This window comes from Roseomonas sp. TS2 (genome assembly GCF_058833935.1).
Genome location: NZ_JCACVY010000116.1, coordinates 1 through 14,447 on the forward strand (window position 1 = coordinate 1; position 14,447 = coordinate 14,447).

Here is a 14,447-nt window from a genome sequence, read left to right on the forward strand (position 1 = left end):
GTTCCGCTCGGAAAGATGCGCCACCTCATGCGCCACCACCGAGTCGAGCACCCAGCCCGGCGCCATCACCAGCCGCCAGGAGAAGGCCAGCGTGCCATCCGGCGCGCAGCTGCCCCAGCGGCTGCGCGTATCCTTCAGCCGCACGGCAGAAGGCGCCACCGCCAGCGCCGCCGCGTGGCGCCGCACCCGCGGCGCGATGCGCCGGCCGGCCTCGGCCCGCAGCAGCTCCAGCACGCGGCGCGGCAGCGCCTCCGGGGCGCCCCCCACCAGGATGCGGCCGCCGCGCAGCTCGGCCGGGCCGGCGGGGTGGCCGGGGCGGTGCAGGATGGGGTGCGGCACATCGCCCAGCGGCACCAGCGCGCCCGGCCCGAGCGGCCGGCGCGGCGCCAGCGCCGCCATCTCCCGCGCCACCCATTCAGCGTGCCGCCGCAGCAGCGCCAGCCCGGCCCGGCGGCCCGCCTGCGGCGGCAGGACAACGACCACCACCCCCGCCACCGGGTCGATGCGCAGCGAGACATGCCGGGCGCGCGCCAGCGGGCGCCAGCGCACCGGGCAGGCCAGGGCGGGCGAGGCCGCGCCGGCGCGCAGCCGCACCGCCTCCGGCCAGCCGGCCGGATGGCAGGGCAGGAGGCTCAGGCCGCGGCGGCGCGCTGGATGGCCGCCTCGAGATCGCGCATGCCGTAGGGCTTGGTGAGGAACAGCGCGCCCGAAAGCCCCGCCGCCGCCTGCTGCCCGCCATAGCCGGAGGCGAAGACGATGCGCAGCCCCGGCCAGCGCGCCAGCGCCTGCCGTGCCAGATCGGGGCCGGAAAGGCCCGGCAGGCCGATATCGGTCAGCAGCACGTCGAAGCCCTCGCGCTCCAGCACCCGCAGGGCGGCACGGCCGTCCCGCACGCCCACCGCCTGGAAGCCGAGGGCGGAGAGCATGTCCTCGGTGTCCATCAGGATCAGCGGGTCGTCCTCCACCAGCAGCACGCGGACGGCGCCGGCCGAGGCGGTCTCGGCCGGGGCGCGGTAGGCGGGCACGGGAACGCGCGGCGAGGCGGCGGCGGCCAGGGCCTGGCGGCGGTTGTTGAGGGTGTGGCGGATCTTGCGCGCCAGATCCTCGCGCCGGTAGGGCTTGGAGAGCAGGCTGACGCCCGGGTCGAGCCGGCCGCCATGGACGATGGCGTTCTCGGTGTAGCCGGAGGTGAACAGCACGGCCGCGTGCGGCAGCATGGCCTGCACCTGCCGCGCCAGATCGGGCGCGCGCACCGGGCCCGGCATCACCACGTCGGTGAAGAGCAGGTCGATGGAGACGCCGCTGCGCGCCAGGGTGAGCGCGCTCTGCCCGTCCGAGGCCCGCAGCACGGTGTAGCCGAGGTCGTTCAGCATATCGACGACGGTGGCCTGCACGACCGGGTCGTCCTCCACCACCAGGATGGTCTCGCTGCCCCCCTCCACCGGCGACAGGGTGAGCGGCGGCAGCACCTCCTCCGCCTCGCGGCTGCGCGGCAGGTAGATGCGCACCGTGGTGCCCTGGCCCGGCTCGGAATAGATCTTGATGTGGCCGTGGCTCTGCTTGACGAAGCCATAGACCATGGAGAGGCCGAGGCCGGTGCCGCGCCCTTCCCGCTTGGTGGTGAAGAAGGGCTCGAACACCTTCTCCAGCAGCTCGGGCGGGATGCCGGCGCCGGTGTCGGAGACGGCGAGCATGACGTACTGGCCCGCCTTCACCTCCTCATGCTGCAGGGCGTAGAAATCGTCCAGCATGGCGTTGCCGGCCTCGATGGTCAGGCGCCCCGTGCCGTCCATCGCATCGCGCGCGTTCACCGCCAGGTTCAGCAGGGCGTTCTGCACCTGGTCCGGATCGGCCAGGGTGTTCCACAGCCCGCCGGCGATGACGGTCTCCAGCTCGATCGCCTCGCCCAGGGCACGGCGCAGCAGGTCGTCCATCTCGCGCACCAGCCGGCCGAGATTGACCGGGCGGGGCTCCAGCGGCTGGCGGCGGGCGAAGGCGAGAAGCTGCGAGGACAGCTTGGCGCCACGGTCCACCGCGCCCAGCGCCGCATCCAGCCGGCGCAGGTCGCCGGCGGAAAGCTGGGCCCGTTGCAGCATCTGCAGGTTGCCGCTGAGGATCTGCAGCAGATTGTTGAAGTCGTGCGCCACGCCGCCGGTGAGCTGGCCGATGGCCTCCATCTTCTGACTCTGGCGCAGCGCGGCCTCGGTGCGGCGGCGCTCCGCCTCGCTCTCCTCCAGGGCGCGGGTGCGCACGCGCACCATCTCCTCGAGCTGGTTCTTGTAGAGTTCCAGCTCGTCCGCCACGCGCTTCTGCTCGGTGATGTCGTAGCCCAGCACGAAGATGCCGGACACCAGGCCGTCACTGTCGAGGATGGGCTGAAAGACGAAGTCGAGGAAGCGCTCGACGATCTCCGTGCCGCCGAGCCGGCGCAGGGAGGCGGGCATGGAACGGCCGTTGAAGGCGCGGCCGGTGGCATAGACCTCGTCGAGTATCTCGAAGAAGGGCTGCCCGTTCAGCTCCGGCAGGGCATGGCGCACCGGCTTGCCGAGGATGTCGTCATGTCCGACCAGGCTGAGATAGGCCTCGTTGGCGATCTCGAAGACATGGTCCGGCCCGCGCAGGAAGGCGGCGAAGGCGGGGGCCTGCTCGACGAGGCGGCGCAGCTGCGTCCGCTCGGCATCCAGCGCCCAGTTCGCCGCCTGCACCTCCTGCGCCCGGCGGAACACGGCGCCCTCCAGCGAGGCCTCCGCATCCAGGCCGGCCTCGCCCTGCTCGGAGCTCATGTGGACCCGGCGGCGCAGCGCCTGGATCTCGGTCACGTCGTCGGTCTGCTGGAGGATGTAGCGGACCTCGCCATCCGCATCGAGGATCGGGGTGTGCGTGGCGCTCCAGAAGCGCTCCTCGAACAGCGTGCCGCTGTTGTTGTCCGTGCGGGGAATGGCGTAGCGGATCAGCGCCAGGGTATGTTGCGCGCGGGTCTGCAACACCGTCTGCAGCGACTTGCGGAGCTGCCGCGCGCCCTCCCCGTTCGGATCGTGCGGGCCGGAGGGGAAGGCATCGAAGATGTTGCGGCCGAGGATGTCCTCCGCCTGCCGCTCGGTGACACGGAGATAGGCGCGGTTGGCCCAGACGAGGACGAAGCGGGCATCCATCACCACGTAGGGATGCGGCGCAGCCTCCAGCCATGCCTCAAATTCCGTGGGAGCGAAGGCAGAGCGCAATGGACAAGAATCCCTGGGCAGACCGCATGACACCTGTCGCCAGATGAGGGGCCGGGCGGGCGGAAAAACAAGGACGGCGCCTGCGGCGCGGTACCGGAGCGCCACCTCAACGGCGGAGGGGCGCATCGCACCCTCCTGCCGGATTCGTGGGAAAAAGGGAAGCCCGAAGCGCGACCTTAGCCGGGAAACCCCTTCAGCTCGATCTCGACGAAGCTGAAAGCCGCGGAGCCGGAATTCACGACATTGTGCTCGACGCCGGCGGGCCGCTCATAGGAGGTGCCGGGGGTCAGGCTGACATCGGCGGTCTGCCCGCCCGGCAGCTCCAGCAGCATGGTGCCGGCGGAGACCGGCACCACCACGTATTTCCAGCCATGCCGGTGCCAGCCCGTCTCCGCCCCCACCGGAAAGTCCCAGCGGGTGACCCGCAGATCGTCGTTGTCGATCTGCACGGTGGCGGTGGCGGGCGGGCGGCAGCGCAGCGGCTCATTCATGGCGGGGACCTTTCCTGGGTGGGGACGCAGATCGGCTACGGCGAAACACGGCGCCGGGCAGACGGTCCGCCCGGGCCGGGAGGGACTTGGCCTGGCTCATCGCCCAGGCTTCCGCGGCGGGGCGCCGGGCGTCTCCGGCCCCGGTTCCTCGCCGGGCCACTCGCCGGGCCACTCGCCGGGCCACTCGCCGGGCCAGTCCGCCGCATGGTCCTCCAGGTCGCGCGCCGCGCGCTCCGGCACGGCGCGGCCACGCACCGAGGCGCCGGCGCGGTGCACCGTCTCGGGGTCGCCGGAGACCAGCGGGTGCCACCAGGGCAAATCCTTCCCCTCCGACACCAGCCGGTAGGCGCAGGAGGGCGGCAGCCAGTCGATCTTCGCCAGGCGCTTCGGCGTCAGCTTCACGCAGTCGGGCACATGCTCGCGGCGGTTGGGGTAGTCGCGGCAGCGGCAGCTCCCGGTGTCGAGCAGGCGGCAGGCCACGTTGGTCCAGACCAGCGCCTCCGTGTCCTCGTCACGCAGCTTGTGCAGGCAGCAGCGGCCGCAGCCATCGCACAGGCTTTCCCACTCGGACCGGCTCATCGCCGGCAGCGTCTTGGTCTTCCAGAACGGCGGTTCAGCACCCATCGGCCCACACTAGGCCGGCACGGCTTGACGCGGGAGGGAACGGAGAGCGAACATGGGCGGGATGGCCGAGATCTCCCCCCTTCCCTCCATTCCGGAGCGGACCTTGACGGTGTGCCGCGCGGCGGCGCGGCTCTGCGGCCGGCTGGGCTGGGCGCCGGTGCTGGAGGTGCCGCTGCCCACTGGCCGGCGGCTCGACATCCTGGCGCTGGAGCCGGATGGCGGCTTCACCGCCATCGAGGTGAAGAGCTGCGCGCGCGACTTCCTCAGCGACGGCAAATGGCACGAGTACCGGGAATGGTGCGACCGGCTGTTCTTCGCGGTGGATCTCGATTTCCCGCAGGAATTGCTGCCGGAGGATGTCGGGCTGATCGTGGCGGAGGGGGGAGAGGCGGCCATCCTGCGGCAGCCGGCGGAGCACCGGCTGGCCCCGGCGCGGCGCAAGGCGCTGCTGCTGCGCTATGCGCGGCTGGCGGCGGGGCGGCTGCAGGGGCTGTGCGACCCGGCCGGCGCGGCGGAGCTGCGCGCGGCGCTGCGGGTCGAGTGAAGGCCGAACTTCAGGACCAAGTCTCAGGGCCAAGTCTCAGGGAATGTCCTCGGGGAAGCGGTGGAGGCCGTCCGGCCCGAGGGGCAGCGGCATCGACCAGCGCACCGCCGCCAGGGGCAGCGGGCCGTAGAGATGCGGGAACAGGCCAGGGCGCCTGCCGCCGCTGGCCGGCTCCCAGCGCAACGCCACGCCCAGCGCCGCCGCATCCGCGGCGACCAGCCAGAGGTCGGGCTGGCCGGCGCGGTGCTTCGCGGCGCTGGCGCGGAGCTGGGCCGCGGTCGAGAAGTGCAGGAAACCATCCCGCGCATCCTCGGCGCTGCCGCGATACTGGCCGGCGGCGCGGGCCTCGCGCCAGTCCGCGTCGCGGACCATGGTGTAGATGAGGGGCTCCATCCCCTCCGTTTAGCGGGGCTCGACGCGGTAGAACAGCATGCAGCCGATCTCGGCCAGCGGCGGCACGCCGACCGCCCAGGGCGGCAGCTCGTCCACGTCATGCGCGTGGGTGGCGCCGCCGGTGGAGTCCGCCAGGGCGCCGGAGGCGGCGCGCACGGCGATGCGGCGGCAGATGGCATAGGCCGGGTCGCCCGGCGGGATGGCCAGCATCAGCGCATGGCGCAGGTGGTTGCGGTTCCAGCAGGAGAACTGGAAGGGCGCGCGGCAGATGGCCGACAGCCCCTGGCCCCAATGCGTCACCGCGCCGCTCTCGGCCAGGCGGACGCGGTTCATGATGGTCGCGGCCAGCGCCTCGATGGCGCGGACCGGGCGGGTGCCGGCCTCGGCCCAGAGGGTCATGGCCAGGATGTCCTGGGCCGGCAGGGTCAGCACGTCGATGGTGCGGGACAGGGCGATGCTCATGTGAGGGGCTCTCTCAGCTGCGGTCTTCGGAGCGCCAGCCACGCTGGGCGGATTGCAGGGCCGCAGCAGCCGTGGCGGCTCGGGTGGCCGCATCGAGCTTCTCCTCGATGCGCAGCAATTGCCGGCTGAGGCGCTGGTCGACATCGCGGATCAGCGACAGCGGCACATAGGTGCGCGCCACCTCCAGCTTGAAGGCGGCGAGCTCGTCCCGCGTGCGCGCGAGCGCGTCGTAGTCGGCCCGCGGCGCCTCCTCGCCGCAGCGCTCGTCCGCGCCACGGCGCAAGCCGCGCAGCATCCAGGCGAGCAGCACCAGGATCGGGGCCTGGGCGACGGTGGCCAGCGTCTGGGGTTCCAGATCAAGCGGGTTCATCCGGCCCTCCTTGGCCTTCTTGAACACCACAGGCGCCGGCGCCACCCTCCGGGAAGGGGGCACCGACGCCTGCCGTGACGGTTGCGATGGAACGATGTGGAACGAGCCGTATCTTGAGACCTGCTGCCGCTCGGCGCTGCACAGGCTGCGCCTGGCGGGCCCGCTGGGCCGGCCCGATGGGCTGAAGGATGGCCCCTGCCTGCACCGGCTGGCCGGCATGGGCCTCGCCGCGCCACGCGCGGATGGGCGCTTCCGGCTGACGGCCGAGGGGGAAGCGCGGCATGCGGCGGACGTGCTGAAAACCCGGCGGGCTGCCTGAGCCAAGGCGCAATTGCGGCGCTGACGGAGGAACCTTACGGGCCATTCGGGCTATTATCAACAAAAAGTGAATTCGAATGGCAATTTTTTTATTGCGCCGCCATGCCGCGCCATCCAGGCGGCCGCGGCGCGGGCGGCAATCCCGGCAGGCGCACCGGCTCGGCCAGCAGGCAGCCGGAGAGCGCATCGAGCGCGTCGTCGCGCGTGCCGGGCGTGTCGGGCTTCCATTCCGCCAGCTCGGCGGCGAAGGGCGTGCGGAACACCTGGGCATGCGCGTGCAGGCGCCGCCCCGCCAGCACCGGGTCCAGCGCCGCCAGGATGCGCTCCTGCTTCGGGCGGTGGCTGTGCTGCTCGACCACGGCGCAGGCGGCGCCGGCACGCGCCAGTTCCCGCCGCAGCAGGCTGGGCAGGAAGCGGCCGATGCCGTTCGTCTCCACCCGCAGCACCGGCAGCATCAGCTCGCCGGCGAGACGCGCCACCTGCCGGCATTGCTGGGTGGCCGGGTCCTCCGGTGAATCCGGGTCGTGCGTCAGGTAGGCCAGGCGGTGCAGGTAGTGGTTGCCCTCCGCATCGGCGAAACAGGCCGCCAGCACGCTGCCGTCGCCCCGGCCGGGGCGGCCATAGGCGGGGTCCCAGAAGCCGCCGCCCGAGACCATGCGGCGGCCGAGCAGGCTGAGCACCGGCCGCCCCAGCGCCTCGCGGTAGTCGATCTCCTCGGCGTAGCGGATGATCTGCGCCGGGTCGAACCGCGCGGCCCCCGCCGAGACGGCGCGCAGCAGCATCTGGCGGGTGAAGTGTAGCGGGCCGACGCGGTCGCGCAGCTGCTCCACCGCCGGCACGGGGAAGCGCTCGGGCCAGGCGCTGCCGCCGGCAGCGTCGAGCAGCGGCACCACCAGGCGGCGGTAGCCGGCGAGATAGGCGCCCTCCGTGCCCGGCGGCACGTAGAGGCTTTCCGCGCAGTGCGGCGTGCCGACATAGAGGATCGTGCCGCCCGGCGTCAGGATGAACTCCGTCTCCGCCAGCCGCTCGCGCAGCTCCGCGCGCTTGCCCGGCGTGTCGCAATTGCCGGCCACCTCGACATCGTCGCAGATGATGACGTCGGCGCGGGTGCCGGTGATGTTGCCGCCGAGGCCGGCGGCCAGCATCGAGGGGTCGCGCAGCGCGCCGGCGCGGCGGACGGTGAAGCGGTCCGACGCCCAGGCCTCCGGCGCGTCCGGCAGCAGGTGGCGGCAGAGCGGGTGCCGCTCGATGATGCGCCGCACCGTGGCCACCATCTTGGTGGCCAGCGGATGGTCGGCCGCCAGCACCAGGATCCGCGTCTCCGGCCAGCGCGCCAGCAGCCAGGCGCAGTAGAGGCCGACCAGCGTGGACTTGCCGCAGCCGCGGAAGGCCATCAGCAGCAGCCGGTTGTCGCCGGCCGCGCGGCGGCCCGCCAGCCAGCGCAGGATGCGCCGGTGCACGGCGGGCGTGCCCTGCCCCGCCTCGATGTTCCAGACCCAGACGAACTCGATCAGCTCAACCGGCGGCTCCGTCATCGGTGTCGCTCTCCTCCTCAGCCTCCAGAGAGGCATCGGCCAGGGCGCCGCGCGCCTGGCGCAGCAGGGCCACGGCATGTGCCATGCCCTGCTCCTCCCCGCTCGCGCAGGCCGCGCGGGCGAGCTTCATCAGGTGTTCCAGATGCGTCAGGGCGGCCTTCGCCGCGGCATGGTGCGCGGCGAAGGCCTTGGCATCGTCATGCGTGCCGGGCACGGGCCCGCGCACCACGAAGGCGTTGTAGTCGTCCACCACATGCCGGATGGCACGCTGCAATTCCTCCGCGACAAGTTCGGTGCGGCTCACAGGCGCGGCTTCACGGCGCGCACGAACAGCGTACCGGCCGCCAGGTCGATCGCCGTGGAGGCATGGCGGTTGCGGAACTGCACCGTCACCGTGCCTGGCGCGCCGGCCGTGGCCGAGGTGGTGATGGTCGGCACCGTCTCGACGAAGGCCGAGAGGGCGGTGTAGCTGGCCTGCACGAAGTCGCCGCCGACCACGCCGGGCACCGGCACCACCTGCGTGGCGGTGGCGCCGGCGGCGAGGTTCCCCAGGTCGAAATCGAGGCTGCCGGTGTATTCGCGCACGCCCCATCTGCGGCCGCCGCCATAGACCAGCGCGGGCGAATGCAGCGGCGAGCAGTAGAGGCGCAGCGCCTTCAGCACCGCGCCGGCGGAGCCGCCGCGCACGCCGATGGCGGCGTAGCGCGCATTGGCGTGCAGCGTGACGCGCTGCAGACGGTTGATCGGGAAGCCCCCCACCAGGCTGTCGAGATCGGCGTTGCCTTCCCAGAAATGGCTCGGGCTGCCAGACCACAGCGTGTTCATGTTGGAGAGCATGACGCGGCTCGCCTCGCCCAGCACCGCCTCGCCGGCGTCGAACTGCATCACCACCGGGCGCAGCTCGCTGCCCTCGGCGGCGAGGAAGAACTCCTTGCACTCCCCGCAATCGACGATGAAGGCGAGGGCGCGGCTGGTCGGCAGGCCGACGCTGTCCGAATTCAGCGTGATCTGCGACAGGCCGGCGAAGGCGAAGCCGGACAGCGTGGCCGGTGGACCGGCGGGGTTGCCGGACAGCACCGCCATCTGCTCGAACCCCGCGCCATCGGCCGTGTCGATCGTCTGGCGGAAGGCGCGGCGCCGGACATTCTCCGCCGCCGCCACCAGGCGGGGGGCGCCATGCGCCGCCGTCGCCTGGTGCAGCGCCACCACCGTGCCGCCGGCGCGCGTGGCCGCCGCGGTGTAGTCGATGGCGGCGCCGGTGAAGGCGTAGGTGCCGGCATAGGCCACCTCGTAGAGGCAGTCATTGGCGCCACCGGCATGCCGCGCCACATACGGGCTGCACTGCTCCATGCGAACATTGCGCGCGACGATGCCGCGCTCGTCCCCCGCCTCCAGCAGGAAGGGGATGGCGTCCACCGTGCCGGGCGTCCCCTGGCGCTGCAGCTCGAAGGCGGGGCCGTAGAAGGTGTGCGCATTGTGCCGCGGATAGGCTCCGGGCGCGCAGGAGAAGCGCACGCCGAAGCGCGAGATCTCCGGATGCACGCTGCCGCTGTTGGCGAAGTGGCCGCCGACGTAGCGGATGGAATTGTTCCAGGCGCCGGCGCTGCTGGTGCGGATGTCGAGGCCGATGCGGTTGTTCACCAGCCGGCCGAGATGCAGCGTGCTGTCCTCGAAGCCCAGCTCGTCGCCCAACGTGCGGACGCCGATGGTGAAACCCTCCACCTGGCGGATCTCGACGAGGCAGGCATCGAGGTTGCGCAGCAGCAGGCCGATATCCGCCTCGCTGGCCCAGTCGGAGAGGCTGGCGCGCAGCACGCGCAGCCCCTGGTAGAGCTTCGCCTGGTTGCGCGTCGCAGCGCCGTCGCCGATGGTCAGCGCCGGCTCGCCGCCGAGCCCGGCATAGACGATGCTGCCGCGCATGATCAGCCCGGCGGCGGCGCCCGGCAGCACCAGCGGCATGCTGGTGCGGTGGCTGCCCTCGCCGATCTCCAGCAGCTTTCCGGCGGCGGCGGCGGCGTTCATCGCCGCCTGCAGGGCGGGGCCGTCATCGCTGATCCCGTCGCCGGCGGCGCCGAAGTCGCGCGCCGTCAGCCGCTCGGCCAGCTTGTCCTCGACGGTGCGCGGGATGGCGCCCTCGAACGGCGCCTCCAGCACCGGATCGCGCGGCACGGCGGTGACGTTGCCCAGGCTGTCGAAGCCGAGCAGCCGGTTGGCGCGGCCGCCACGGCCGGGCAGCACGAGCTGCGCCGGCAGGTCGCCCGGCCCCGTGCGCACCGTGTTGGCGATCTCGTCGCGCAGGCCCTGCAGGATCGCGGTCTGCCGGTCCAGCTCGTCGTTCAGCACCTTGGCGCGCAGCACGCCGTTCGGCTGGAAGTCGGTGACGCGCTCGATCGGCAGCACGCGGCGCAGCAGAACCTGCCGCCCGGCGCCGGGCGGCGCATCGAACACCACCGTGCCGCCTTCCGAGGCGCCGGCGCCCTGCACCGCGTAGCCACCGGACTGCACGAGGCCATCGACGCGAACTTCCAGGTCCCCGGCTTCAAAGATGGGAAAGGGATAGACGAAGGTGGTCAGCGCGCCATCCGCCGCGTAATGCACACGCGGCGTGATGTCGCCGATGCGGATATGCTCGGCCATGCGGATCTCTCATGCGGATGGTGGGATGGAGCGGCCGCCGGCCGCGGACGTGCCCGTCGGGCCGCGCTAGTCCAGCAGCGAGCGCAGCGCCCCGCCGAAGCTGGAGCCGGCGCGCAGCCAGGTGGTCAGCGAGCCATCCTCGCGCAGCAGCGAGCTGCGGCCCGCCGCCATGCGCGCGGCCGCCGCCTCCTGGCTGCCCTGCGCCGTCTCCGCGGCATCCTGCTCCAGCCCGGTGGTGATGGCGGCGGCAGAGCCCTGGTCCGGGCTGACACCGGCCGCCGCGAGGCGCGCGCGGGTGGAGGCCACGGTGCGCTCCAGCCGGTCCTGCCGCGCGCGCGCATCCGCCTCCTGCTGGGCGGCGATCTGCTGCTGGCGCGCGGCGAGGCTGGCGGCCTCCTGCTGCTGCTGGGCGCGGGCCTGGGCGGCCTGCGCCTGGCCCTGGCGCACCGTGCCGTAGAGCGAGGCACCCGTGCCGACGAGCGTGGCGATGGGGGCAAGCTGGGCCATCAGTCGGTCATCCTCGTCTCGATGGTGACGGAAAGCAGGGTGAGCGGCAGCGGCGTGTCGCCCTCGATGCGCCAGAGCGGCCGCATCGTGTCGCGCCGCCAGCCGAAGGCGCGCAGCGTCACGTCGCCGGTGAAGCGGAGCGGCGCGGCATCGAGCAGCGCCGTGTCCAGCCGGCGGAACGGCACGGGCTGCGCGCCGCGGCCGAGATCGACCGAGAGCGCCGCCGTCTCCAGCACGCGGAAGCTGGCGGCCACCAGCCGCAACGGGCCGCTGCGGCTGCCGCCGGCGCTCAGCAATTGCGGCGGCAGCGGCTCGATCACATGGCTGAAGCCGAGACCGACCTGCACCGCGCCGGCCGGCTCGTCGAGCGTCACGCCGCCGGACAGCACGGTGAAGGTGCCGTGCGGCGCGCCATCGGCCACCACCTGCACGGCGCGACCCTGGAGGTGGCCGAGGCCCGTCCAGTGCGCCTTCGGCGTGTCGGCGCTGCCGGTCAGCCCGGCATCGACGGCGAGCGCATCGTCGAAGCGCTCCAGCCGCACCGTGCCGGCGCGCTCCACGGCGCACCACACCACGCCGTCGATCTCGGCCAGGGCGCGGAAGGCACCCTCCGTCTCCTGCCGCGTCCAGGCCGTCACCTGCTCGGCGCGGTAGAGCGTCAGGGTGGAGAGGCTGCCATCGGCCATCGCCACATGCAGCAGGCGGCGCGTCTGGTCGTAGGCCAGCGAGACCGGGTTCTGCACCAGGTGGCGCGCCATCATCGCCAGGTCGCTCGCCTGGTAGGCCTGCTGCACGTCGGTATAGGCGAATTCATGCACCGCCTGGCCGGAGCGGGCGACGAAGATGGTGCTGCCATCGACGTCGACGGGCGGGAGGATGCGGCTGTTCGGCATGCCGATGCGCGTCTGCCGGTGCAGCTGGATCGAGGCCGGCGTCATCGGGTCGCCCGTCACCATCCATTCGGCGCCCGAGGTGAAGACCTGCAGGTGCCGCCCCGAGAACACCGCGCGGATGGCGTTCACCTGGTCCGACAGCAGGCCGAACTCGATCGCCTGGTCATCGAGGCCGGTGCCGAGGTCGAAGTTGAACAGATCGCCCGAGCGGGAGAGCCAGAGCCGGTTCGGCAGGTCGCGCGAGCCGCCCAGCACCAGGCGGTCCTGGTGGAAGCAGGCCGTCGCCGGCCAGCCGCGCACGCTGCTGAAGGCGGCCTCGTCCCAGTCCTGCGTGGCCGCGGCCGCGGCCAGCGTCTCCACCACCTGCGCGGTGGCGCTGGTGGCCGAGGCCACCGCCGTCACCGTCACGCGCCGGCCGCCGATGCGGAGCTGCGAGCCGGCATGGCCGGCCTCGAAGAAGGGTGCGCTCGCCGTCAGCGTCACGCTGCCGGTGGTGCCGCCCGGCGTCATCGTCACGCCAGGGTCGGCGAAGCGGAAGAACGGCGCGGCGATCCAGTTCCAGCCGCCGAGATTCCAGCTCGTGTGGCTGCTGCGCGTCACACGCTGCGGCGGCATCGCGGGGTGCAGCAGCAGCAGCGTGTCGGCGCTCTGGGTGTGGGCGATCTGGTCCAGCATCGCGCCGGTCCAGGGCGCCGCCAGCGTCGCCACCAGCAGGTCGCCCAGATAGACGTCGAGGCGCTGATGCGTCAGCGCCAGCAGGTAGCTCTGCTCCGTGTTGAACTCGAAGGCGATCAGCCGCGCGGCGCCGGGCAGCGTCGCCACATGGCGCAGGCCGGGCCGGCGCGTCACGCCGCCGGTGGGCTGGATGAACACGTTGCGCAGGCGGCGCGCGCCGTTCTCGAAGGCGCGCAGATCGCCCCGGCCCAGCAGCTGGTCGCCGAGTTCGCCCGCGGTGAAGCTGGTCTTGGTGCTGCGGCCGGCGGCCATGCTCTCACCCCCTTGCGGAAATCAGCGGAAAATCCTCGATCGCGCGCACCGTCTGCTGCTGGCTGTCGATCAGCCGGGCCTGGCGCGTCTCGTGCTCGGCCAGGCGCTGCAGCATCTCGGCGCGGCTGCCGCTCTCGGTGAGCGGGATGCAGAACTCCGCCGCCAGCCGCGCCACCAGCGCATTGGCGAAGAAGGCCGGGAAGGCGCTCTCGTCCGGGCGGAACAGGTAGGTCAGCGTCACCGCCGCGGCATCGGTGTGCAGGCGGTGCTCATGGATGCGGTAGTCGATGCCGCGCCCCGCGCCGGCGCCGCCGGCGGACAGGATGCGCAGGAAGTCGGCGGGGAGCTGGTAGGCGTGGGCGTAATCGGCGTGGGGCACGGCCACGAGGCGCGGCAGCGCCATCTGCCCCGTCGCGAAGCTCCAGGGATGCGCCGAGAGCAGCGCGTCGCGGATCGCCGGATACAGGTTCGCCGCCACCTCCGCCTCGGCGGTGCCCTCGTCGAGGGAGGCGACAGGCTGCGCGCCGATCTTCAGCAGGGCACGCGAGCAGAGGACGAGCGCGGACAGCGCCATCGCGAAACTCCTTCGTCAGGGAAAAAGGATCAGGGGCCGGGAGGCTTCCCCCGGCCCCGCGCGCCTCACTCGGCGGTGCGCATGCGCACCACGCCGGCCTGGTCGATCAGCACCGCGCCCTGGCTCATCATGTTGTTGACGAAGTAGGCCGCGCGGTCGCCATGCCAGGTGATGTCGGTCGAGACCTCCTGCGCCACGGCGTGGCCAATCGCGGTCTTGTGGTAGAAGTAGCAGAAGCGCAGGCTGCCGCTCTTGGTCAGGCCGGAATGCGGCATCCAGGTCGCGCCCAGCCAGCGCTTGACCTGCGTGCCCTTCCAGGGCAGGTCGGCATCGCCCACATAGTTGCTGTTGGCGAACTCCTCGATCTGCAGCAGCTCGCTCCACTGCTTCCAGCCGACGATGGCGAAGCGGTTGCCATCATCCGGCACGTCGGCCGCGCCGAGCATCTCGAAGGCCTTCAGCACCTTCGCGCGGGTCAGGCCATCGGTGTCGGTGGTGCCGGCGGCGGTGCCCACCGCCTCGTTGGTGGCGGTGTCGAGCGCCGCGATGATCAGCTCGTCGGTCTTGCGGCCGAGCGCGTAGGCGCCGGCATTGGCCACCACCTGGCGCTCGTCGATGTTGGTCTTCAGCTCGTCGAGCCGGTCGATCCACTCGCCGGCATAGTAGTCCTGCAGGAAGCACTCGACGTTGGAATGCGCCAGGTTCATCACCGGCACGGCGCCGTTGCGCGCCTTGGCCGCCGCGGTGCCGTGGCCCACCACGGGGAAGACGGTGGAGGCGCCGCGCACGCCGCCCTTGCTGCGCACGGTCGGGCGCAGCTTGCTGCCCTGGCGCTGATAGGCGTCGTGCACCTCGGACTGGAACTGCTTCGCGAAGACCTGGTCGATGGAA

The 14,447-nt window shown here is 72.4% G+C and carries 16 protein-coding genes; 2 read left to right on the plus strand and 14 right to left on the minus strand.

What is annotated here, in order from left to right; translation table 11 throughout:
• The 4 genes from ACZJYS_RS16655 to ACZJYS_RS16670 form a co-directional block, all read right to left on the minus strand.
• A partial coding sequence (locus tag ACZJYS_RS16655; protein ID WP_493179649.1) for a M48 family metallopeptidase occupies positions 1-594 on the minus strand: 594 nt, incomplete at its 3' end.
• Between the two features lie 38 nt (positions 595-632).
• Positions 633-3,221 (minus strand): response regulator, encoded by a 2,589-nt coding sequence (locus ACZJYS_RS16660; RefSeq protein WP_493179650.1) that lies wholly within the window; start codon positions 3,219-3,221, stop codon positions 633-635.
• A 176-nt stretch (positions 3,222-3,397) separates the two neighbouring features.
• On the minus strand, positions 3,398-3,712 hold the full coding sequence (locus ACZJYS_RS16665; protein WP_109516848.1) for a cupin domain-containing protein: 315 nt from the start codon (positions 3,710-3,712) through the stop codon (positions 3,398-3,400).
• 96 nt (positions 3,713-3,808) lie between these two features.
• Positions 3,809-4,336 (minus strand): YcgN family cysteine cluster protein, encoded by a 528-nt coding sequence (locus tag ACZJYS_RS16670; RefSeq protein ID WP_493179651.1) that lies wholly within the window; start codon positions 4,334-4,336, stop codon positions 3,809-3,811.
• A 52-nt stretch (positions 4,337-4,388) separates the two neighbouring features.
• Here ACZJYS_RS16670 and ACZJYS_RS16675 point away from each other — a divergent pair, with 52 nt between their 5' ends.
• On the plus strand, positions 4,389-4,880 hold the full coding sequence (locus tag ACZJYS_RS16675; protein ID WP_379651618.1) for an MmcB family DNA repair protein: 492 nt from the start codon (positions 4,389-4,391) through the stop codon (positions 4,878-4,880).
• A 36-nt stretch (positions 4,881-4,916) separates the two neighbouring features.
• Here the strand turns inward: ACZJYS_RS16675 and ACZJYS_RS16680 are convergent, their stop codons facing one another.
• The 3 genes from ACZJYS_RS16680 to ACZJYS_RS16690 are packed head-to-tail and all read right to left on the minus strand — an operon-like array spanning position 4,917 to position 6,105.
• Positions 4,917-5,273: a DUF952 domain-containing protein gene (locus ACZJYS_RS16680; RefSeq protein ID WP_493179652.1), complete on the minus strand. Its 357-nt coding sequence runs from the start codon at positions 5,271-5,273 to the stop codon at positions 4,917-4,919.
• Between the two features lie 9 nt (positions 5,274-5,282).
• Positions 5,283-5,735: a cell wall hydrolase gene (locus ACZJYS_RS16685; protein WP_379632773.1), complete on the minus strand. Its 453-nt coding sequence runs from the start codon at positions 5,733-5,735 to the stop codon at positions 5,283-5,285.
• Positions 5,736-5,748: 13 nt separating this feature from the next.
• On the minus strand, positions 5,749-6,105 hold the full coding sequence (locus ACZJYS_RS16690) for a hypothetical protein (protein WP_146201867.1): 357 nt from the start codon (positions 6,103-6,105) through the stop codon (positions 5,749-5,751).
• Between the two features lie 94 nt (positions 6,106-6,199).
• Between ACZJYS_RS16690 and ACZJYS_RS16695 the strand changes: the two genes are divergently transcribed.
• Positions 6,200-6,424 carry a hypothetical protein gene (locus tag ACZJYS_RS16695; RefSeq protein WP_109516844.1) on the plus strand — a complete coding sequence of 75 codons (225 nt, stop codon included), beginning with the start codon at positions 6,200-6,202 and terminating at the stop codon, positions 6,422-6,424.
• An 88-nt stretch (positions 6,425-6,512) separates the two neighbouring features.
• Here the strand turns inward: ACZJYS_RS16695 and terL are convergent, their stop codons facing one another.
• The 7 genes from terL to ACZJYS_RS16730 all read right to left on the minus strand — a co-directional run.
• Positions 6,513-7,958 carry a phage terminase large subunit gene (gene terL, locus ACZJYS_RS16700; protein ID WP_493179653.1) on the minus strand — a complete coding sequence of 482 codons (1,446 nt, stop codon included), beginning with the start codon at positions 7,956-7,958 and terminating at the stop codon, positions 6,513-6,515.
• Positions 7,939-8,262 (minus strand): hypothetical protein, encoded by a 324-nt coding sequence (locus ACZJYS_RS16705; protein ID WP_109516842.1) that lies wholly within the window; start codon positions 8,260-8,262, stop codon positions 7,939-7,941. The genes terL and ACZJYS_RS16705 overlap by 20 nt, the downstream gene beginning before the upstream one ends.
• Complete coding sequence (locus ACZJYS_RS16710) at positions 8,259-10,595, minus strand: phage tail fiber protein (RefSeq protein ID WP_493179654.1); 2,337 nt, start codon at positions 10,593-10,595, stop codon at positions 8,259-8,261. The genes ACZJYS_RS16705 and ACZJYS_RS16710 overlap by 4 nt, the downstream gene beginning before the upstream one ends.
• Before the next feature lie 66 nt (positions 10,596-10,661).
• Positions 10,662-11,102, minus strand: coding sequence for a hypothetical protein (locus ACZJYS_RS16715; RefSeq protein WP_109516840.1), 441 nt, complete (start codon positions 11,100-11,102; stop codon positions 10,662-10,664).
• Entirely contained in the window at positions 11,102-12,982 is a 1,881-nt protein-coding gene (locus tag ACZJYS_RS16720) for a phage tail protein (protein ID WP_493179655.1), read from the minus strand. Before ACZJYS_RS16720 ends, ACZJYS_RS16715 begins: the two co-directional genes overlap by 1 nt.
• Positions 12,983-12,986: 4 nt before the next feature.
• Complete coding sequence (locus ACZJYS_RS16725) at positions 12,987-13,556, minus strand: phage connector family protein (RefSeq protein WP_493179656.1); 570 nt, start codon at positions 13,554-13,556, stop codon at positions 12,987-12,989.
• 65 nt (positions 13,557-13,621) lie between these two features.
• On the minus strand, positions 13,622-14,447 hold an 826-nt coding region (locus ACZJYS_RS16730), incomplete at its 5' end, for a phage capsid protein (RefSeq protein ID WP_493179657.1).